This is a genomic window from Kitasatospora sp. NPDC004531, assembly GCF_053602195.1.
The window spans coordinates 60,101-81,869 of sequence record NZ_JBSGDD010000023.1; the positions used below are offsets into that span (position 1 = coordinate 60,101).

Annotated in this window: 8 protein-coding genes; 6 read left to right on the plus strand and 2 right to left on the minus strand. The window is 76.7% G+C overall.

The window, feature by feature from the left end; genetic code table 11:
* Positions 1 to 85: 85 nt before the first annotated feature.
* The 6 genes from ACWEMJ_RS12885 to ACWEMJ_RS12910 are packed head-to-tail and all read left to right on the plus strand — an operon-like array spanning position 86 to position 19,857.
* A complete protein-coding gene (locus ACWEMJ_RS12885) occupies positions 86 to 10,171 on the plus strand; it encodes a type I polyketide synthase (RefSeq protein ID WP_452137049.1) in 10,086 nt (3,361 codons plus the stop codon).
* 31 nt (positions 10,172 to 10,202) lie between these two features.
* Complete coding sequence (locus ACWEMJ_RS12890; RefSeq protein WP_452137050.1) at positions 10,203 to 16,412, plus strand: type I polyketide synthase; 6,210 nt, start codon at positions 10,203 to 10,205, stop codon at positions 16,410 to 16,412.
* A gap of 17 nt (positions 16,413 to 16,429) precedes the next feature.
* Positions 16,430 to 17,299, plus strand: a complete 870-nt coding sequence (locus tag ACWEMJ_RS12895; RefSeq protein WP_452137051.1) for a 3-hydroxyacyl-CoA dehydrogenase family protein — start codon at positions 16,430 to 16,432, stop codon at positions 17,297 to 17,299.
* A 35-nt stretch (positions 17,300 to 17,334) separates the two neighbouring features.
* Entirely contained in the window at positions 17,335 to 17,613 is a 279-nt protein-coding gene (locus ACWEMJ_RS12900; protein ID WP_452137052.1) for an acyl carrier protein, read from the plus strand.
* Complete coding sequence (locus ACWEMJ_RS12905; RefSeq protein WP_452137053.1) at positions 17,606 to 18,721, plus strand: acyl-CoA dehydrogenase family protein; 1,116 nt, start codon at positions 17,606 to 17,608, stop codon at positions 18,719 to 18,721. Before ACWEMJ_RS12900 ends, ACWEMJ_RS12905 begins: the two co-directional genes overlap by 8 nt.
* A gap of 35 nt (positions 18,722 to 18,756) precedes the next feature.
* Positions 18,757 to 19,857, plus strand: coding sequence for an HAD-IIIC family phosphatase (locus ACWEMJ_RS12910; protein ID WP_452137054.1), 1,101 nt, complete (start codon positions 18,757 to 18,759; stop codon positions 19,855 to 19,857).
* Positions 19,858 to 19,899: 42 nt separating this feature from the next.
* On the opposite strand, the gene ACWEMJ_RS12915 is transcribed toward ACWEMJ_RS12910, so the two are convergent.
* Complete coding sequence (locus ACWEMJ_RS12915; RefSeq protein ID WP_452137055.1) at positions 19,900 to 20,562, minus strand: O-methyltransferase; 663 nt, start codon at positions 20,560 to 20,562, stop codon at positions 19,900 to 19,902.
* Between the two features lie 85 nt (positions 20,563 to 20,647).
* Positions 20,648 to 21,769, minus strand: a 1,122-nt coding sequence (locus ACWEMJ_RS12920; protein WP_452137056.1) for an NB-ARC domain-containing protein, incomplete at its 5' end; no start/stop codon positions are given.

Here is a 21,769-nt window from a genome sequence, read left to right on the forward strand (position 1 = left end):
CCAGGACCCCGGCCCGCGCGGCCCGCGCCCCCCGCGTCCTTCGGGACGAGACCCGAGCAGCCCGAGACGAAAGCAGCGGTGTGCAGTGAGCGACCAGCGGATGCGCGACTACCTCAACCGCGTGACCATCGACCTCCGGGACACCCGGCAGCGGCTCCGCGAGGCCGAGGCCCGGCTGAACGAGCCGATCGCGATCGTGGCGATGAGCTGCCGCTTCCCCGGCGGGGTCCGCACCCCCGAGGAGCTGTGGGAGCTGCTCGCCGAAGGCCGCGACACCACCACGCCCGTCCCCGGCGACCGGGGCTGGGAGCGCGCCTGGCCGTCCGGCACCGCGATCCCCGGGCGGGGGGCGTTCCTGGACGGCGCGGCGGACTTCGACCCGGAGTTCTTCGGCATCTCGCCCCGCGAGGCCCTCGCCATGGACCCGCAGCAGCGGCTGCTGCTGATGGCGGCCTGGGAGGCCGTCGAGCAGGCCGGCATCGACCCGCTCACCCTGCGGGGAAGCCGCACCGGGGTGTACGCCGCGGCCGTCGACGAGGGCTACGCGACGCTGGGCGCCGACGCCGCCGAAGCCGTCCAGGGGTTCCTGATGACGGGGAACTCGATGAGCGTGATGTCCGGGCGGGTGTCCTACGCGCTCGGCCTCGAAGGCCCCGCCGTCACCGTGGACACCGCCTGCTCGTCCTCGCTGGTGGCGCTGCACCTCGCGGCCCGGGCGCTGCGGGCCGGCGAGTGCTCGCTCGCCCTGGCCGGCGGGGTCAGCGTGATGGCGCTGCCGGCGGTGTTCGTCGAGTTCAGCCGGCAGGGCGCGATGTCCCCCGACGGCCGCTGCAAGCCGTTCGCGGCCGCCGCGGACGGCACCGGCTGGGGCGAGGGCGTGGGCATGCTGCTGCTGGAACGGCTGTCGGACGCGCGCCGCCACGGGCACCCGGTGCTGGCCGTGCTGCGCGGCTCGGCGATCAACCAGGACGGCGCCAGCAACGGCCTGACCGCCCCCAACGGCCCCTCCCAGCAGCGGGTGATCCGGGCGGCGCTGGCGGACGCCGGACTGACCGCCGCCGACGTCGACGCGGTGGAGGCGCACGGCACCGGCACCACCCTCGGCGACCCGATCGAGGCCGACGCGCTGCTCGCCACCTACGGCCAGGACCGGCCCGCCGGCCGCCCGCTCTGGCTCGGCTCGCTGAAGTCGAACATCGGGCACACCCAGGCCGCCGCCGGTGTCGCCGGCGTCATCAAGACGGTCCTCGCGCTGCGCCACGGCGTGCTGCCGCGCACCCTGCACGTGGACGCCCCGACCCCGCACGCCGACTGGTCCGCGGGCGCCGTCGAACTCCTCACCGAGGCCCGCGACTGGCCCGCCGTCGACCGGCCGCGCCGGGCCGGCGTGTCCTCGTTCGGCATGAGCGGCACCAACGCGCACGTCGTCCTCGAACAGGCACCGGAGCCGGAACCCGAGCCGGCACCGGCGGACCGGCCGGAAGCGGCGCCCGGGGCCGTACTGCCCTGGGTGCTGTCCGGCCGCACCGCGGCCGCGCTCGGCGACCAGGCGACCCGGCTGCGCGCCCGGCTCGCCGCCGACGCGTCCGCCCGGCCGGCCGACATCGGCCTCTCGCTGGCGACCACCCGGTCCGCCTTCGAACACCGGGCCGTGGTGATCGGCGACGGGCGCCCGGCGCTGCTGGACGGGCTCGCCGCGCTGTCCGCGCCCGGCCCGGACGTCCCCGCCGCCGACGTCGTGGTGGGCACCGGCCGGGTCGTCGAGGGCCGCACGGCCCTGGTCTTCCCCGGCCAGGGCTCCCAGTGGGACGGCATGGCCCGCGACCTGCTCGCCACCAGCCCCGTCTTCCGCGACCGCCTCGCGGCCTGCGACGCCGCCCTGTCCGCCCACGTCGACTGGTCCCTGGAAGGCGTCCTGCGCGGCGACCCCGGCGCGCCCTCGCTGGACCGGGTCGACGTGGTGCAGCCGGTGCTGTGGGCGGTGATGGTGGCGCTGGCCGCGCACTGGGAGTCCTGGGGCGTCCGGCCCGACGCCGTGGTCGGCCACAGCCAGGGCGAGATCGCCGCCGCCGTGGTGGCGGGCGCGCTGAGCCTGGAGGACGGGGCGAAGGTCGTCGCGCTGCGCAGCCGGGCGATCCGGGCGCTGGCCGGAGGCGGCGGCATGGTCGCGGTCTCCCTGCCCGAGGAGCGGGTCCGCGCCGAGCTGGCCCGCTGGGCGGGGAAGCTGTCGGTGGCCGCCGTCAACGGGCCCGCCGCCGTGGTGGTCTCCGGGGAGACCGGGGCCCTGGCCGAGCTGCTCGCCCACTGCGACGCCCAGGGCGTCCGGGCCCGGTCGGTGCCGGTGGACTACGCCTCGCACTCCGCCCAGGTCGAACGGATCAGGTCCGAGGTGCTGGCCGCCCTGGCCGACGTGCGCCCGCTCCCGGCCCGGATCCCGCTGTTCTCCACCGTCACCGGCGACCGGCTCGACACCACCGGGATGGACGCCGACTACTGGTACCGCAACCTGCGCGGGACGGTCCGCTTCGACGCGGCCGTGCGCGCCCTGGTCGAGCAGGGCCACGAGGTCTTCGTCGAGGTGTCGCCGCACCCGGTGCTGACCATGGCCCTCCAGGACACCGCCGAGGCCACCGGCGCCGAGGAACCGCCCGTCGTCGTCGGCACCCTGCGCCGCGACGACGGCGGACCGCGCCGGGCCCTGCGCTCGGCCGCCGAACTGTGGGTGGCGGGCGCGGCCGTCGACTGGTCCGCGGTGTACGCCGACACCGGCGCCCGCCCGACCGCCCTGCCCGGATACCCGTTCCAGCTGCGGCGCTACTGGCTGGAGCCGGAGACGCGGCCGGCCGCCGGACCGGCCGCCGACCCGGACGACACGGCCTTCTGGCAGATGGTCGACCACCAGGCCCCGGCCGAGATCGCCGCCCGCCTCGCCGTCGACGAGGACGCCCTCGGCCCCGTCCTGCCGGCCCTGCGCGGCTGGCGCCGGCAGCGGCGCGACGAGAGCGTCATCGACTCCTGGCGCTACCGCATCGGCTGGCAGCCCCTGCCCGACCTGCCGAACGCGGCCGCCGCCGGCACCTGGCTGGTCGTGCTGCCCGCCGGGCAGCACGACGACGCCCGGGTGCGCGGTTCGCTGCTCGCCCTCACCGAAGCGGGCGCCACCGTCGTCACGGCCGAGCTCACCGCCGACGCCGTCCGCCGCACCGACCTCGCGGCCACCCTCGCCGCCGCCCTCGGCGACCGCGTCCCGACCGGCGTGCTGTCGCTGCTGGCCGCCGCCGAGGAGCCCCACCCCGACCACCCGGCCCTGCCCACCGGGACGGCGCTCACCGTCGCCCTGGTGCAGGCCCTCGGCGACCTCGCCGTCACGGCGCCCCTGTGGTGCGCCACCGCCGGGGCCGTGTCGACGGGCCCGGACGACCCGGTCACCCACCCCCGCCAGGCACTGGTCTGGGGCACCGGACTGGTGGCCGCGCTCGAACAGTCCGCCCGCTGGGGCGGCCTCGTCGACCTGCCGCCGGACCTCGACGCCCGCGCCCGGACCCGGCTCGCCGCCGTCCTCACGTCCGCCGCCCCCGGCCGCGAGGACCAGCTCGCGCTGCGCCCCACCGGCCTGCTGGCCCGCCGCCTGCGGCGCGCCCCCCGCGGCGAGGGCCGCGCGCAGCACTGGAAGCCCCGCGGCACCGTCCTGCTGACCGGCGGCACCGGAGCCCTCGGCCCGCACCTCGCCCGCTGGCTGGCCCGCAACGGCGCCACCCACCTCGTCCTGCCCGGCCGCCGCGGCCCCGAGGCGCCCGGCGCGGCCGAACTCGCCGCCGAGCTGGCCGCCCTCGGCGCCCGGCTGACCATGCCCGTCTGCGACCTGGCGGACCGGCCGGCCGTCGAGGCGCTGCTCACCGGCCTGGAGACGGCGGGCGACCCGGTCACCGCGGTCGTCCACGCCGCCGCCTTCGTCGCGCTCGCCCCGTTGGACGGCACGCCGATGTCCGCGTTCGAACAGATCGTCGCCGCCAAGGCCGCCGGCGCCGAACACCTCGACGCCCTGCTCGACCGCGAACTCGACGCCTTCGTGCTGTTCTCCTCGATCGCCGGCGTCTGGGGCAGCGGCGACCACGGCGCCTACGCCGCCGCCAACGCCTACCTCGACGCGCTCGCCCAGCACCGCCGGGCCCGCGGCCTCACCGCCACCACCGTCGACTGGGGCATCTGGCAGGCCGAGAACCAGGACCGCACCGCCGGAGCGGACGCCGACCTGTTCAACCTGGAGCAGCACGGCCTGCCCCGGATCGCCCCCGACCTCGCGCTGCACGCCCTGCAACAGGCACTGGACGACGACGAGACCGTGCTCACCGTCGCCGACGTCGACTGGGAGCAGTTCGCCGCCGTCTTCACCTCCACCCGCCCCAGCCCGCTGCTCACCGGCGTCCCCGAAGCCCGCCGCGCCCTGGAGGGCCCGGCCGGCGACACCGTGGCGCCCGCCGCCGCACAGCTGCGCGAACGGCTCGCCGCCCTCGGCGAATCCGAACAGCACCGCCTGCTGCTCGACCTGGTCCGCACCCACGCGGCAGCCGTCCTCGGCCACTCCGGGGCGGACGCGATCCGGCCCGGCGCGGCCTTCCAGGACCTGGGCTTCGCCTCCCTCACCGCGGTCGAGCTGCGCAACCGGCTCAACACCGCCACCGGACTGCGGCTGCCGTCCACGCTGATCTTCGACCACCCGTCGTCCACCGCGCTCGCCCGGGAGATCCGCGCCGAACTGCTCGGCCGACCGGCCGCCGCACCGGCCACCGCCGGCCCGGACACCGCCGTGCAGCCTGCCGCGCCCGACGACGAGGCGATCGCGATCGTGTCCATGGCCTGCCGCTTCCCCGGTGGCATCGGCACCCCCGAGGACCTGTGGCGCCTGCTCGCCGACGGCGGCGACGCCGTCTCGGACTTCCCCACCGACCGCGGCTGGGACCTCGAAGCCCTCTACGACCCCGACCCCGACCGCCCCGGCACCTCGACCACCCGGCGCGGCGGCTTCCTGCACGACGCCGCCGAGTTCGACGCCGAGTTCTTCGGCATCTCGCCGCGCGAAGCCCTCGCCATGGACCCCCAGCAGCGGCTGCTGCTGGAGACCACCTGGGAGGCGATCGAACGCGCCGCCATCGACCCGGCCGCCCTGCGCGGCAGCCGCACCGGCGTGTTCACCGGCGTCAACTACGCCGACTACGCGGCCGTGGTCGCCCAGTCCGAGGAAGGGGACGGCCACCTGCTCACCGGCAGCGCACCCAGCGTCGTCTCCGGCCGGGTCGCCTACACCCTGGGCCTGGAGGGCCCCGCGGTGACCGTCGACACCGCCTGCTCCTCCTCCCTCGTCGCCATGCACTACGCCGGCCGGGCGCTGCGCGGCGGCGACTGCTCGCTCGCCCTGGTCGGCGGCGTCGCCCTGATGGCCACCCCCGGCTCCCTGATCAGCTTCTCCCGCCAGCGGGGACTCGCCGAGGACGGCCGCTGCAAGGCCTTCTCGGACGACGCGGACGGCATGGGCATGGGCGAAGGCGTCGGCGTCCTGCTGCTGGAGCGGCTGTCGGACGCGCGGCGCAACGGGCACCCGGTGCTGGCCGTCGTCCGCGGCTCGGCGGTCAACCAGGACGGCGCCAGCAACGGGCTCTCCGCCCCCAACGGCCCCTCCCAGCAGCGGGTGATCCGGGCCGCGCTGGCGGACGCCGGGCTGACGGCGTCCGAGGTGGACGTGGTGGAGGCGCACGGCACCGGCACCACCCTCGGCGACCCGATCGAGGCGCAGGCCCTGCTGGCCACCTACGGCCAGGACCGGCCCGCCGAACGGCCTTTGCTGGTCGGCTCGTTGAAGTCCAACCTCGGCCACGCCCAGGCGGCGTCCGGCGTGGCGGGAGTCATCAAGACGGTGCTGTCCATGCAGCACGGACAGGTGCCCCGCACCCTGCACGTCGGCACGCCCTCCAGCCACGTCGACTGGACGCGCGGGGCGGTGGCCCTCGCGACCGAGCAGCAGCCCTGGCCCCAGCACGGCCGCCCCTACCGGGCCGGCGTGTCCTCCTTCGGCCTGAGCGGCACCAACGTCCACACCATCCTCGAACACGCCCCCCTGGAGGACGACGGCCCGCCGGCCGAGCGCACCCCCCTGCCGGAGGTGCCCTGGCTGCTGTCGGCGAGGAGCCCGCAGGCCCTGCGCTCCCAGGCCGACCGGCTGCGCCGCCACCTGGACGGCGACCCTGGGGCCGACCCGCGCGACATCGGGGCCGCCCTGCACGGGCGTACCGCGTTCGAGTACCGGAAGGCACTGGTCGGGAGCGGAGACGAGCTCCGCACCCTGCTGGCGCGGACGGCCGACGACTCCGGGGCGTGGGACGGCGGCCGCCCGGTCGACGGTCGGGTGGCGCTGGTGTTCCCGGGCCAGGGTTCGCAGTGGGTGGGGATGGCGGTGGAGCTGCTGTCCGGGTCGGAGGTTTTTGCGGCGCGGATGGCGGAGTGCGAGCGGGCGCTGGCGCCGTACGTGGACTGGTCGTTGGTCGAGGCGCTGGGCTCCGAGGAGCTGCTGGCTCGCGTCGATGTGGTGCAGCCGGTGCTGTGGGCCGTGATGGTGTCGCTGGCCGAGCTGTGGCGCTCGTTCGGTGTGGTGCCGGACGCCGTCGTCGGCCACTCGCAGGGCGAGATCGCGGCCGCGTGCGTGGCGGGCGGTCTGAGCCTGGAGGACGGGGCGAAGGTCGTCGCGCTGCGCTCCCTGGCGATCCGCGCGTTGGCCGGTCGTGGCGGTATGGCGTCGGTTCCGTTGCCGGTGGACGTGGTGCGGGAGCGCCTGGGGGCACTGTCGGTGGCGGCGGTGAACGGCCCGTCGTCCACGGTGGTGTCGGGCGACGCGGACGCGGTCGCCGCGCTCGTGGAGGAGCTCGTCGCGGAAGGCGTGCGGGCTCGGCTGATCGAGGTCGACTACGCGTCGCACTCCGCGCACGTGGAGGAGATCCGCGAGCGCCTGCTGTCGGACCTGGACGGTCTCGCACCCGGGTCCGGCTCGGTGCCGTTCTTCTCGACGGTGACGGGCAGTTGGCTGGACACGAAGGAGCTGGACGCCGAGTACTGGTACCGGAACCTTCGGGAGACCGTCGAGTTCGCGCACGCCACGGAGGCGTTGTTGGGCGAGGGTTTCCGGTTCTTCGTGGAGTCCAGCCCGCACGCGGTGCTGGGTGTGGCGGTGGGGGAGTCGGTGGAGGCCGCCGAGGTCGATGCCGCGGTGCTGGGGACGTTGCGTCGCGGCGAGGGCGGCTTGGCGCAGGTGCTGCGCGCGGTGGGCCGCGGCTGGGAGCGCGGGCTGGAGGTGGACTGGTCGTCGGCGTTCCCGGGCGCGCGGCGGGTGGACCTGCCGACGTACGCCTTCCAGCGCACCCGCTACTGGCCCGAGCCGGCGCCCGCCACGGTGGCCGATGTGGGCGCGGCCGGGCTCGATCCGGCCTCCCACCCGCTCCTCGGGGCGGCCGTCGAGCTGGCCGACACGGGTGAGCTGCTGCTCAGCGGCCGGATCTCGCTGCGCACCCACCCCTGGCTCGCCGACCACGCCGTGGCCGGTGCGGTGCTGCTGCCCGGCGCGGCCTTCGCGGAACTCGCGGTCCGCGCCGCGGACGAGGCCGGCTGCCACGCGGTGGAGGAACTGACGCTCCAGCAGCCGCTGTTGATACCCGCCGACACGGCCGTCCGCCTGCAGATCCGGGTCGGCGCCGCAGACGCGCACGGCGGCCGCTCGCTGGACCTGTACTCCTGCCGGGAGGACGCGGCGACCCCGCACTGGACCGCGCACGCGACCGGCCGGCTCACCGCCGACGCCGCGACCCGCAAGCCGCCGCCCGCGCCGGACGGCGCCGGCGCCTGGCCGCCGCCCGGTGCCGTCCCGGTCCCCGTCGGCGACCTGTACGAGCGGTTCGACGCCTCCGGCTACGGCTACGGACCCGCCTTCCGCGGGCTCACCACCGCCTGGCGCCGGGGCGAGGAGATCTTCACCGAGGTGCGCCTGCCCGAGGACCGCACCCGGACCGCCGCCGCCTTCGGCGTGCACCCCGCGCTCCTGGACGCTGCCCTCCAGGGGCTGTTCCTGAGCGCCGATCCGGAGACCGGACCGGGCCCGGACCGGCCGTCCGCCGGACTGCCGTTCTCCTGGAGCGGGCTCAGGCTGCACGCCTCCGGAGCCACCGCGCTCCGGGTGCGGCTCGGCCTGCGGCCGGACGGATCGGTGTCGATCGACGCGACCGACCCGCACGGCCTCCCGGTGGTGTCGGTCGAGGCGCTCGCCGTCCGCCCGATCGACCTGGACGCCCTCCGCCCCGTCGGCGGCCCGGACTCGCTCTACCGGCTGCAGTGGTCGCCGGCGCCCGCCACCGCGCCCGCCGCCCCCCTCGGGGCCTGGGCCGTCCTCGGCGGCCGGGAGCTGTTCCCGGACAGCCACCCGGACCTGGCCGCGCTCGGTGCCGCACTGGACGGGGGAGCGCCGACGCCCGCCGCGGTGCTGGCCTGGTGCGACCACACCCCGGAGCTCCCGTCCTCCCCGCCCGACGCCGCCGCCGTGCACACCGCGCTGGACGACGCCCTGCGGCTCGTCCAGGACTGGCTGGCCGACGACCGCTTCGCCGACTCGCGCCTGGTGCTGGTCACCCGCGGCGCGGTCGCCACGGCGGCCGGCGAGGAGGTCACCGACCTCGCCGGCGCGGCGGTCCGCGGCCTGCTCCGCTCCGCCCAGTCCGAGCACCCGGACCGCTTCCTGCTGATCGACACCGACGACCCGGCCGCCGTGGCCGAGCTGCTGCCCGAGGCCCTGGCCGCCGCCGAACCCCAACTCGCGATCCGCGCCGGACGGCTCCTCGCCGCCCGCCTCACCAGGGCCGCCGCCCCCGCGGACCCGGACACCCCGTCCGGCATCGCGGCGGCCGGCGGAACCGTCCTCGTCACCGGGGCCGGCGGCACGCTCGGCGGCCTGGTCGCCCGGCACCTGGTGACCGCGCACGGCACCCGGAACCTGCTGCTCGTCGGCAGGCGCGGCGCGGACACCCCGGGCCTGGCCGACCTCGCCGCCGAACTGCGCGGACACGGCGCCCGGGTGGACGTGACGGCCTGCGACGTCGCCGACCGGGACGCGCTCGCCGCCCTGCTCGCCGGCATCCCCGCCGACCGTCCGCTGCGCGCGGTCGTCCACGCGGCCGGCGTCCTGGACGACGGGACGGTCGAGTCGCTGACCCCCGACCGGATGCGCCACGTGCTGCGGCCCAAGGTCGACGCGGCCCTCCACCTGCACGCCCTCACCCGTGAGCTGCCGCTGTCGGCCTTCGTGCTGTTCTCCTCCGCGTCCGCCACCGTCGGCAACGCCGGGCAGGGCAACTACGCGGCCGCCAACGCCTTCCTCGACGCGCTCGCCCAGCACCGGCGCGCCCTGGACCTGCCCGCCCAGTCGCTCGCCTGGGGCCTGTGGGCGAGCCGCAGCACCATGACCGGCACGCTCGGCGCCGCCGACCTGCGGCGGATGTCGCGGGGCGGCACCGCGGCCATCGACAGCGACGAGGGCCTGGCCCTGTTCGACGCGGCGCTCACCCTGGACGAACCGCTGCTCGTCCCGGTCAAGATCGACCTCGGCCGGCTCCGGACGGCGGCGCGGACCGGGCCCGTCCCGGCCCTGCTCTCCGCCCTGGTCCCCGCGGCCGCACGCCGCCCCGCCTCCGGGGCGGACGCCGCCGAGGCGGACACGCTGCGCCGCCGGCTGACCGACCTCGACCCGGAGGAACGCCTCGCCACCCTGCTCGACCTGGTGCGCAGCCGGGCCGCCGACATCCTCGGCCACGGCGGGGCCGAAGCCGTCGACCCGGACCAGGCGTTCAAGGACCTCGGCTTCGACTCGCTCACCTCCGTCGAGCTCCGCAACCGCCTCGGCGCCGCCACCGGCCGCCGACTGCCCGCGACCCTGGTCTTCGACCACCCCACCCCGGCCGCCGTCGCCGGCTACCTCGCCGGCCGCCTGGTCCCCGACGGCCCCGCCGCCACCCGGAAGCCCACCGCGACGGCGGAGCGCGAGAGCGCCGACCCGTCGCAGAGCGCGGCTCCCGCCGCCGACATCAACGCCATGGCCGTCGACGAACTCGTCCGGCTGGCCCTGGGCGGCGAACGTGACTGACCGACAGCCGCAGAAGGAGAAGCCCAACCCCATGCCCGCCGACACGGACCAGGTGGTCGCCGCCCTGCGCGCCTCGCTGCTGGACAACCAGCGCCTGCGGCAGGAGAATCGGCGGCTGCGCGACGACGCCGCCGAGCCCATCGCCGTGGTGGCGATGAGCTGCCGCTACCCCGGCGGCGTGCGCACCCCGGAAGACCTGTGGGACCTGCTGATCGAGGAGCGCGACGGGGTCTCCCCGTTCCCCACCGACCGCGGCTGGGACGTCGAGGGCGGCTTCGACGCCGACCCCGACACCCCCGGCACCTTCTACGTCCGTGAAGGCGGCTTCCTCCACGACGCGACCGGCTTCGACGCCGGCTTCTTCGGCATCTCCCCGCGCGAGGCCCTCGCCATGGACCCGCAGCAGCGGCTGCTGCTGGAGGCGTCCTGGGAGGCGGTGGAACGCGCGGGCATCGACCCGGCGACCCTGCGCGGCAGCCGCACCGGCGTCTACACCGGAGTGATCTACAGCGAGTACGGGTCCCGGCTCGGGCGGGTGCCCGACGAAGTGGAGGGCTTCCTCGGCACCGGCACCATCCCGAGCGTCGCCTCCGGCCGGATCGCCTACACCCTGGGCCTGGAGGGCCCGGCGGTCACCCTGGACACCGCCTGCTCGTCCTCGCTGGTCGCCGTCCACCTCGCCTGCCAGGGGCTGCGCTCCGGGGACACCACCCTCGCCCTGGCCGGCGGGGTGACCGTGATGTCCACCCCCGGGCTGTACGTCGGATTCAGCCGCCAGCGCGGCCTGGCGCCCGACGGGCGCAGCAAGTCCTTCTCGGCGGCGGCGGACGGCGCCGGGTTCGGGGAGGGCGTGGGGCTGCTGCTGCTCGAACGGCTCTCCGACGCCCGGCGCAACGGGCACCCCGTGCTGGCCGTCGTCCGCGGCTCGGCCGTCAACCAGGACGGCGCCAGCAACGGGCTGACCGCCCCGAACGGGCCCGCGCAGCAGCGCGTCATCAACGGGGCGCTCGCCCACGCCGGACTCGCCCCGTCCGAGGTGGACATGGTGGAGGCGCACGGCACCGGCACCGTCCTCGGCGACCCCATCGAGGCGCAGGCGCTGATGGCCACCTACGGCCAGGACCGGCCCGCCGGGCAGCCGCTGCGGCTGGGATCGCTGAAGTCCAACCTGTCCCACACCCAGGCCGCCGCGGGCGTCGGCGGGGTGATCAAGTCGGTGCTCGCGATCCGGCACGGCGTGATGCCGCGCACCCTGCACGTCGACCGCCCCTCGCCCCGCATCGACTGGACCGAGGGCGCCGTCTCCCTGCTCACCGAGGCCACCCCCTGGCCGGAGACGGGACGGCCGCGCCGCGCCGGGGTGTCCTCCTTCGGCGCCAGCGGGACGAACGCCCACGTCATCCTCGAACAGGCCCCCGCGGAGGACGACGGCCCGCCGGCCGCGCCCACCCCCCTGCCGGCGGTGCCCTGGATCCTGTCGGCGCGCACCCCGGACGCGCTGCGCGCCCAGGCGGCGGCGCTGCACGCGCGGGTGACGGCGCAGCCGGGCCTGAGCGTGCTGGACGTGGGCCATTCGCTGCTCGCGGGCCGCTCGCGGCTCCCGGAGCGCGCGGTGGTGGTGGGCGCGGACCGCGACGACCTGCTGGCCGGTCTCGCCGCACTGTCGCGGGGCAAGGGCTCGGCGGCCGTGCTGGTCGGCGGCGGGCCGCGCCCGGGCCGTTCGGTGCTGGTGTTCCCGGGCCAGGGCTCGCAGTGGGTCGGGATGGCCGTGGAGCTGCTGGCCGGGTCGGAGGTCTTCGCCGGGCGGATGGCGGAGTGCGAGCGGGCTCTGGCGCCGTATGTGGACTGGTCGTTGGCGCAGGCGCTGGGTTCGGAGGAGCTGTTGGCGCGGGTCGATGTGGTGCAGCCGGTGCTGTGGGCCGTGATGGTGTCGCTGGCGGAGGTGTGGCGGTCGTTCGGTGTGGTGCCGGACGCCGTGGTGGGCCACTCCCAGGGCGAGATCGCGGCCGCGTGCGTGGCGGGCGGGCTGAGCCTGGAGGACGGGGCCCGGGTGGTCGCGCTGCGCTCCCGCGCGGTCGGGGCACTGGCCGGCCGTGGCGGCATGGCCTCGGTGCCGCTGCCGGTGGAGGTGGTGCGCGAACGCATCGCCGAGGGCCGCCTCTCGGTGGCCGCCGTCAACGGCCCGTCGTCCACGGCGGTGTCGGGCGACGCGGACGCGGTCACCGCGCTGGTGGCGGAACTCCTGGAGGAAGGGGTGTGGGCGACCCGCATCGACGTCGACTACGCCTCGCACTCCGCGCACGTGGAAGACGTCCGCGAGCGCCTGCTCGCCGACCTCGACGGCATCGTGCCGCGCTCCGGCGCGGTGCCGTACTACTCCAGCGTCACCGGCGGCCTGCTGGACACCAAGGCCCTGGACGCCGAGTACTGGTACCGCAACCTCCGGCAGACCGTCGAGTTCGAGCAGGCGACCCGCGCGCTCCTCACCGCCGGGCACCGCGTCTTCATCGAGTCCGCCCCCCAGCCCGCCCTGATGTACGGCATCGAGGACACGGCCGCCGACGAGGGCGCCCCCGAGACGGTGGTGCTCGACACCCTGCGGCGCGGCGCCGGCGGGCTCCGCCGCTTCCAGCTCGCCCTCGCCGGGGCGCACGTCCGGGGCCTGCGGGTCGACTGGGAGCGGCTGTTCGCGGGCACCGGCGCCCAGCGGGTCGACCTGCCCACCTACGCCTTCCAGCGCCGCCGCTACTGGCTCGACGCCCCGCCGGCCGAGCTGGACCAGGAGGCCACCGGCCAGGCCGCCGCCGACCACCCGCTGCTCGGCGCCGCGATCGAGCTGCCCGACGACGCGGGCACCCTCTTCACCGGCCGGCTCTCCACCGCCACCCACCCCTGGCTCGTCGACCACGCCGTGGCCGGAACCGTCATCCTGCCCGGCGCGGCCCTCGTCGAACTGGCCGCGTACGCGGGCCGCCGGCACGGCTGCGCCCTCGTCGAGGAACTGACCCTCGCCGCCCCGCTGGTGCTGCCCGACGACCACGCCGTGCAGCTGCGCGTACGGGTGGGGGCGGACGACGGCACCGGCCGGCGCCCGGTGGAGTTCCACACCCGGCCCGACACCGACCCCGGCGCCGCCGACCGGCCCTGGACCCGGCACGCGACCGGCACGGTCGGCCCCCGGGACGCCTCGGCCGATCCCGACGACCCGGCCGCGGCAGCGGGCGCGTGGCCCCCGCCCGGCGCCGTCCCGCTGGACGTGGACGAGCTGTACGAGCTGCTCGAAGCCCGTGGCGTCGCCTACGGCCCGGCGTTCCGGGGCCTGCGCGCCGCCTGGCGCACCGAGGACGCGATCCACGCCGAAGCGGCCCTGCCCGACGGCCTCCTCGGCAGCGCCTTCGGCGTGCACCCGGCCCTGCTGGACGCCGCCCTCCAGACCACCGGCCTGCGCGAGGACCCCGCGACCGGCGGGCCCGCCGACGGCGTCCCGCTGCCGTTCTCCTGGCAGCGCGTCGCGATCGAAGCCTCCGACGCGCCGGTCCTGCGGGTCCGGCTGCGCCCCGACGGCCCCGACGCCGTCACCGCGCGGATCACCGACCCCGCCGGACGCACCGTGGCGACGGTCGGCTCGCTCACCCTGCGCACGGCGTCCACCGCCGCGCTGCGGGCGCCCGCCGGCTCCGTCCTGCACGTCGGCTGGACGCCGGTCACCGCCGGGCCCGGCCCCCGCCCCGTCACCCGCTGGGGCCTGCTCGGCCCGCGCGACGAGCGGCTGCTGCCGGCCGGCTTCCCCGTCGAGCCGCCCGCCGGGACGCCCGACGCGGTGCTGCTGACCTGCCCCCCGTCCGCCGACGCCGCAGGCGCGGACCCCGCGGCGGTGCACGCGACGGTGGCCGGGGTGCTGGAGCGCGTCCAGGCCCACCTGGCCGACGACAGCACCGCCCGGACACCCCTGGTGGTGCTCACCCGGGGCGCGACCGGCCCGCTCGGCGCGCAGCCGGCGGACCCCGGAGCGGCGGCCGTCTGGGGCCTGCTCAGGGCCGCCCAGCTCGAACACCCCGACCGGTTCGTGCTGCTGGACACCGACGGGCCGGACCGGGCCGCCCTCGGCGACGCGCTCGCCGACCTCCTCGCCGGCGGCGAACCGCAGGCGGCCCTGCGCGGCGGCGTCCTGCACGCCCCCCGCCTGGTACGGCCCGCGGCACCCGCCCCCGCGACCCGGTCGGCCGGCGAGTTCGGGCCGCCCGGGGGAACGGTGCTGCTCAGCGGCGGCGGCGCCCTCGCGGCCGTCCTGGCGCGCCACCTGGTCGCCGCCCACGGGGTGCGCCACCTCCTGGTGCTGAGCCGCCGCGGCGCCGACGCCCCCGGCATGCCGGAGCTGACCGCCGAACTGGCCGCGGCCGGAGCCGAGGTGACCGCGCTGCGCTGCGACGTGTCCGACCGCCGGGCCCTGGCCGCCGCCCTGGCCACCGTCCCGGAGAGCCGACCGCTGTCCGCCGTGGTGCACACCGCCGGCGTGCTCGACGACGGCCTGCTGGACGGGCTGACGGCGCAGCGCACCGCCGCCGTCCTGCGGCCGAAGTTCGACGCCGCCCACCACCTCGACCGGCTGACCCGCGGAGCGGACCTCGCCGCGTTCGTCGTCTTCTCCTCCGCCGCCGGCGTGCTGGGCAGCCCGGGCCAGGCGTCCTACGCGGCCGCCAACGCCGCCCTCGACGCCCTCGTCGCGGAACGCCGCCGGCTCGGGCTCCCCGGCCTGTCCCTGGCCTGGGGGCCCTGGGAGCGGGCGAGCGGGATGACGGCGGAACTCGACGGCCCCGACCGGCGGCGGATCGACCGGCGCGGCGCCCGCGGCCTGTCCGACGAGGAGGCCATGGCCCTGCTCGACACGGTCTGCGCCCCCGACGCCGCCCCGCCGGGCGACGGCAGCCCCGTCGTCCTGGCCCACCTCGACCTCACCGTGCGCGGCGACGGCCCGGTGCACCCGATGCTGCGCTCCCTGGTCCGGCGCGTCCCGGCCACGACGGCCGGGGCGAAGGCCGCGCCGAACGCCGCCGCGGCGCTGCGGCGCCGACTCGACGCCGCCGCCGACGCGCCGGCCCGCGAACAGGTGCTGCGCGAACTCGTCCTTGCCGAGGCCGCCGAAGTCCTCGGCCACACCGACGCCGGGGCACTGTCCGCGACGGCGCCCTTCCTCTCCGTCGGATTCGACTCGCTGACCGCCGTCGAGCTCCGCAACCGGCTGGCCGCCGCCACCGGAGTGCGGCTGCGGCCCTCCGCCGTCTTCGACAGCGCCACCCCCGCCGCGCTCGCGGCCCGCCTCGCCGCCGAGATCCCGACCGAGCACACCCCCCGGCCCGCAGCGGCGTCCGCGACCGACGCCGACGCCGCCGACACCGACCCGGCGGCCGTGCTGTTCCGCCGGGCCTGCGCACTCGGCCGGATCGACGACGGCATCGCCCTGCTCAAGCACGCCGCCGCCCTGCGCCCGGCCTTCCAGCGCGGCAGCGACCTCGCCGCCGCCGGCACCGGACCCCGGCTGCTGCGCCTGAACGAGCGCGCCGACGCCCCCGTCCTGGTCTGCTTCGGCTCCGTCGTCGCCCTCGGCGGCGCCCACCAGTACGCCCGCTTCGCCGCCCGCTTCCGCGACCGCTACGCCGTCGCCGCCCTCGACGCCCCCGGGTTCACCCCCGAGGAGGAACTGCCCGCCGACATGCCGGCCCTGCTGGACTTCCAGGCGACGACGCTGCTGCGGGAACTGCCCGGCCGGACGCTCGTGCTGGCCGGCTCCTCCTCCGGCGGCACGCTCGCCCACGGCGTGGCCGCCGAACTGGAACGGCGCGGCGCGGGCCCGGCGGCCGTGGTGCTGCTGGACACCTACCTCTCCGACAACCGGGGCATCACCCAGTTCAACGACGTCCTGCTGGGCGGCATGTTCGCCCGGGAGGACCGGGCGGCCCCGATGGACGGAACCCGGCTGACCGCGATGGGCGGCTACTTCCGGCTGCTCGACGACTGGAAGCCCCCGGCGGTCCGCGCCCCGCTGCTGCTGGTCCGCGCCTCCACGCCGCTCGGCCGCCCGTCCGCCGAAGCCGGCGACTGGCGCTCGACCTGGGACGGCGCCGACAGCGTCGTCGACGTCCCCGGAGACCACTTCTCGATCATGGAGCAGCACGTCGCGACCACCGGCGACGCCGTCGCCCACTGGCTCGACGCCACGCTCCGCACCCCCGACGCCCGGTGAAGACGAAGGAGAACCCGTTGACCACGGCCCCGCACGACGAATCCGCCCCGCGCCACGCCCTCACCGTGCTGGGAGCCGGGGTGATGGGCGTCGGCATCACCACCCTCGCCCTCGGACACGGCCTGCCGGTCCACCTGGTCGACGTCGACCGGGAACGGCTCGACCGGGCCGCGGACCTGATCGGCGACGAACTCCGGCTGGCCGAACTGATGGGCGCGCTGCCCGCCGGGACGCCCCTCGGCGCGCTGGCCACCGGCACCTCGCTCAAGGCCGCCGCCGGCGCCACCGCCGTCGTCGAGGCGGTCACCGAGAACGCCGCGACCAAGGCCGCGGTCCTCTCCGAGGTCTCCGCACTGGTCCGCCCCGGCACCCTGCTGATCACCAACACCTCCTCCATCCCCGTCGACGAACTGGCCGGGGCCCTGGAGCGGCCGGAGGAACTGGTCGGCACCCACTTCATGAACCCGCCCTACCTGATCGGCACCGCCGAGGTGGTCCGCGGCCCCCGCACCGGGGACGCCGCGATGGCCGCCGTGGCGGCCCTGCTCACCGCCCTGCGGCGGAAGGCGGTGGTCGTCCGGGACGCACCCGGGTTCGTGACCAGCCGCATCCTGCACCCGATGATCAACGACGCCGCCCGGGTCGTGCAGGAGGGCACAGCGAGCGCCGAGGACGTCGACGCCCTGATGCAGGGCTGCCTGGGACACCCCACCGGCCCGCTGCGCACCGCGGACCTGATCGGCATCGACAACCTCGTCGACTCCCTCACCGTGCTGCACGAACGCACCGGCGACGACGGCTGCCGCCCCGCCGAACTGCTGCTCCGGCTGGTCCGCGAGGGCCGGCTGGGCCGCAAGTCCGGGCGCGGCTTCTACGACTACACCTGACCACCCCGACCGATCACCCCGACGAGGAGAAGACCATGAGCACAGCGAACACCCCCGACACCCACGCCCTGGAGAAGGAACTGCTGGAGTTCCTGGAAGGACGCACCGGAACCGCCTGGGACGCCGACACCGACCTGTTCGAGGCCGGCGGGCTGTCGTCCCTCTTCGCCATGCAGGTGGTGGTGCACCTGGAGAAGACCTACGCCGTCGCCGTCCGCGGCGCGGACCTGCGGCTGGACAACTTCCGCACCGTGCGGAAGATGGCCGAGCTGGTGGCCCGGCTCCAGGCGCCCGCCGGGGGCGGGCGTGGGTGAGGACCTGAGCGGCGCGACGACCGCCGTCACCCTGCGGGTCGGCGACCGGGCGCAGGAGTGGGACCGCACCGGCCTGATACCGACGGAGCTGCTCCGCGAGCTGGGCGCCGAGGGCCGGCTGTGCGCCGAAGTCCCGCGGCAGTACGGCGGCTGGGGGCTCGGCAGCACGGACAGCGGCGCGTACACCGCCCACGTGGGCGGCCTGTGCAGCTCGCTGCGCAGCGTGATGACCTCCCAGGGCATGGCGGCGTGGACCATCCAGCGCCTGGGCACCGCCGAGCAGGCGGCCGCCCACCTGCCCCGGCTGACCGGCGGCGAGCTGGCGGCGGTCGGCTTCAGCGAGCCCGGCGCCGGCAGCGACCTCTCGGCGATGGCGACGACCGTCCGCCGCGAGGGCGACACGGTCGTCCTCGACGGGCACAAGAAGTGGGTGACCGCCGCCCACTACGCCGACCTGCTGGTCCTCGTCGGCCGCCAGGACGACGGCGCGGTGGCCGTCGTGGTGCCCGCCGACGCGCCCGGCGTCCGGATCGAGCGGATCGCCGACCCGCTCGGCTGCCGCGCGGCCGGCCACGCCGACGTCCACCTCGACGGGGTGCGGCTGCCCGCCGACAGCGTCCTGGGCGGTCACCCGCTGCCGCCCACCCTGCTGGTGACGACCGCGCTGGCCTACGGGCGGATGTCCGTCGCCTGGGGGTGCGTGGGCATCCTGCGGGCCTGCCTGGCCGCGGCCACCTCGCACGCCGCCGGACGGGAGCAGTTCGGCAGGCCGCTCGCGGAGCACCAGCTCGTCGCCGGGCACCTCGCCGACCTGTACACGGCCGAGCAGGTGGCCACCCGGGTCTGCGAGCACGCCAGCCGCTGCTGGGACGAAGGCTCGCCGGACCAGGTGGTGGCGACCGTGCTGGCCAAGCACGTCAGCGCCACCCAGGCCGCCCGGGGCGCGGCGACGGCCGTCCAGGTGCTGGCCTCGGCCGGCTCCCGGGACGGGCACACGGTGGCCCGGGCGTACCGGGACGCCAAGCTGATGGAGATCATCGAGGGCAGCAACGAGCTGTGCCGGCTGATGCTGGCGCAGCACGCCCTCGCCGCCCCGGGGGTGTCGTGAACGGGCCCGCGGCCGAGAAGAAGGGGAGGGACGACATGGCGGCGACCGTCAAGTGCCTGGTCTGGGACCTGGACGACACCCTCTGGCAGGGCACCCTGCTGGAGGACGGCGAGGTGCACCTGCCGGAGGAGGTGCGCAAGGTGGTGATCGAGCTCGACTCCCGCGGCATCCTGCAGTCCGTCGCCAGCCGCAACGACCACGAGCACGCCTGGGCCCGGCTGGAGGCGTTCGGCCTGGCCGAGTACTTCGTCCTGCCGGAGATCGGCTGGGGCGCCAAGTCCGAGTCGGTGCGCCGGATCGCCGACCGGCTGAACTTCGCGCTCGGCACCATCGCCTTCGTCGACGACCGGCCCGCCGAACGCGCCGAGGTGGCCTTCCACCTGCCCGAGGTGCGGTGCTACCCGGCCGAGCAGGTCCTCGACCTGCCCGAGCTCGCCGAGTTCACCCCCGCGACCAGCACCGTCGACTCCCGGCGGCGGCGCCAGATGTACCAGGCGGGCTTCCGCCGCGACGCCGAGCGGGCGGCCGCCCCCGGCAGCGACGAGGAGTTCCTGCGCTCCCTGGACCTGCGGATGCGGATCGGCCGGGCCACCGGCGAGGAGCTGTCCCGGGTCGAGGAACTCACCCTGCGCACCAGCCAGATGAACGCGACCGGGGTGCACTACCCGGACGCGGTGCTGCGCGGCCTGATCAGCGACCCCGGGCACGAGGTCCTGGTGGTCACCCTCACCGACCGGTTCGGCCCGCACGGCGCCGTCGGCGTCCTGCTGCTGGAGCGGCACCCCGGCATGTGGCACCTCAAGCTGCTCGCCACCTCCTGCCGGGTCGTCGCCTACGGCGCCGGCGCGACCCTGCTGAACTGGCTGGCCGACGCCGCTGCCCGCTCCGGGGCCCACCTGGTCGCGGACTTCCGGGCGACCGAACGCAACCGGATGATGGAGATCGCCTACCGGTTCGCGGGCTTCGAGGACCTGGACGAAGCGCCGTGCCCGTGCGCGGACGTCCTCGCACCGGCCGCGCAGGACGGCGGACTCCAGCGCCTGCACCTGGCCCCCGGCCCGCGCACGGTGTCCACCGTCGTCAGCGTGGAGGCGCCCGACCTGAGCACGCCGGAAGGGGGACCGGAAACGCCGTGACCGGCGCGGGGCCCGGCGTTCCCGGGCCCCGGCCGGCCGTCGTCAGCGCTTGCGGACGAGCGTGATCCCGTCCGCCATCACCAGCAGCGACAGCTCCACCCGGGCATCCTCGTGCAGCACCCGGTTCAGCGCCCGGACCCCGACGGTGTCCGGGTCCACGGCGGCCGGATCGGCGACCCGGCCGAAGAACAGGGTGTTGTCGACCACGATCAGGCCGCCGGGGCGCAGCAGCGCCAGCGAACTCTCGTAGTAGCGCACGTAGTTGGCCTTGTCCGCGTCGATGAACACCAAGTCGAAGCTCTCCGGCCCGCGCTCCGCCAGCAGCGCGTCCAGGGTCGCGGCGGCGTCGCCGATCCGCAGGTCGACCCGCGAGTCGACCCCGTCCCGCTTCCAGAACTCGGCGCCGATGGCCGCCCACCGCTCCTCGATGTCGCAGGACACCAGCACCCCGTCGGCCGGGAGGGCGCGGGCCATGCACAGGGTGCTGTAACCGGTGAAGGTGCCGATCTCCAGCACCGTCCGGGCCCCCGTCAACCCGACCAGCAGGGCCAGCAGTTGGCCCTCCTCCGCCATCACCTGCATGGCGGTCCCGCCCGGCAGGCCCGCGGTGGTCTCGCGCAGCTCCTTGAGCAGGTCGTCGTCGCGGAGCGAGACGTCCCGGACGTAGGCGAGCAGGTCACGGGTGGCTGTCGTCTGGTCGGCCATGGCGAAGGGTCCTCTCGGAGGGGAACGGATCGAAAAATGATCGGGCGAAGGGCGAAGGGCGAAGGGCGAGCGGGTGGCCGGGCGGTCAGCCGGCGCGCATGTACGGGTGCTCGTGCTGTCGGCCGGCGGCCGTCTGCGCCCGCTCGTGGGCGTACGCCCGCAGCAGTGCGTCCAGCCGGTAGCGGCCCCCCGCCGGCGCGCCCAGCAGGTTCGCCTCGACCAGGGCGTCCAGGGCCTCCTCGGCCTGCTCCTCGGAGCAGCCGAACATCACCGCGACCCGGCCGGCGGAGACCGAACTCGCTCCGGCGGCCCCCAGCGCGGTGAACACCTCGGCCGGGTCGACCCCGGCCGGAGCGCTCCGCCGGAGCCCGGCGTGGTCGGCGTCGAGGCAGGGCCGGACACCGAGGTCGCCCGCGTGCAGCTCGTCCAACACGCGCGGGGCCTCGGTGAGCCGCCGGGCCAGGTACCCGATGCTCCAGTGCGGGCGCTCCAGCAGCCTGGTCCCCGCGACCCGGATCGCCAGCGGCAGGCCCGCACAGACCGTCAGCACCGCACGGGCCGCCTGCGGTTCGGCGCCGACCCGGGCCGGGCCGACGATGCTGCCCAGCAGCTCCAGCGACCCGGCCTCGTCGAGCGGGCCGAGCTGCACGGTGTGCGCCCCGTCCAGGTCCGCCAGCCGCCGCCGGCTGGTCACCAGCAGCCGGCTGCCGCCGCTGCCCGGAATCAGCGGCCGCACCTGCGCGGTGGAGGAGGCGTTGTCGAGCACCACCAGCAGGCGGCGGCCCGCGGTGAGCGAGCGGTACAGGCTCTCCCGCTCCGACGCCTCCTCGGGTATCTCGTCCCGGGGCACCCCGAGGTCGGCCAGGAACCGCGGCAGGACCGCCCGGGCGGTCAGCGGCCGCGCGGCGCCGCCGAGATCCGCGTAGAGCTGGCCGTGCACCGAGGAGCCGCGCACGGTGTGCGCCACGTGCAGGGCCAGCGCGCTCTTGCCGACACCGCCCCGGCCGGTCACCACCGCCGTCGCCACCACGCCCGCGGGCATCGAACAGGTCGTCAGGAACCGCTGCAGCCCGGCCAGCGCGCCGGAGCGCGCCGACAGCGGCAGCGGCACCGAGGGGAGCTGCGCCGGACTCGGCCGGCCGGGCCTGTCCCGGGCGGACCGCTCCCGGGCGACGGCCGGCGCCGGCCCGGGGGCCGCCGCCCGGGC

Excerpts from the sequence above, each read along its gene's own strand:
- ACWEMJ_RS12890 (WP_452137050.1), top strand. The coding sequence starts at position 10,203 with ATGCCCGCCGACACGGACCAGGTGGTCGCCGCCCTGCGCGCCTCGCTG.
- ACWEMJ_RS12900 (WP_452137052.1), top strand. The coding sequence starts at position 17,335 with ATGAGCACAGCGAACACCCCCGACACCCACGCCCTGGAGAAGGAACTG.
- ACWEMJ_RS12910 (WP_452137054.1), top strand. The coding sequence starts at position 18,757 with ATGGCGGCGACCGTCAAGTGCCTGGTCTGGGACCTGGACGACACCCTC.
- ACWEMJ_RS12915 (WP_452137055.1), bottom strand. The coding sequence starts at position 20,562 with ATGGCCGACCAGACGACAGCCACCCGTGACCTGCTCGCCTACGTCCGG.